The sequence below is a fragment of the Mesorhizobium sp. M2E.F.Ca.ET.209.01.1.1 genome (assembly GCF_004010375.2).
Lineage (GTDB): Bacteria > Pseudomonadota > Alphaproteobacteria > Rhizobiales > Rhizobiaceae > Mesorhizobium.
Window position 1 is genome coordinate 1 of record NZ_SADP02001076.1, and the last position, 296, is coordinate 296.

A 296-nucleotide genomic window follows, 5' to 3' on the forward strand; every position below is an offset into this window, starting at 1 on the left:
CGGCAGGCCGGCCTTCTCGGCCGCAATCGTCAGCGCCTCGATGATGTGGAAGATATAGGCGGGGCCGGAGCCGGAGACGGCCGTCACGGCATCCATGAGGCCCTCGTCGTCGATCGTCGTCACGACCCCGCTGGCGGACAAAAGCTCGAGGACGAAGCGGCGGACGTCGTCGGAGACCAGCGGGTTGGAGAACACCACCATCATGCCCTTGCCGATCGCAGCCGGCGTGTTCGGCATACAGCGGATCACTGGCGCGTGCTCGCCGAGAATAGTTTCGAACGTGGCGACCGGTGTGC

1 protein-coding gene is annotated in these 296 nt (G+C 65.9%); it reads right to left on the minus strand.

The window, feature by feature from the left end; translation table 11 throughout:
* Positions 1-296: pyrroline-5-carboxylate reductase dimerization domain-containing protein (locus EN852_RS39180; protein WP_281407869.1), on the minus strand; the 296-nt coding region annotated here is incomplete at both ends.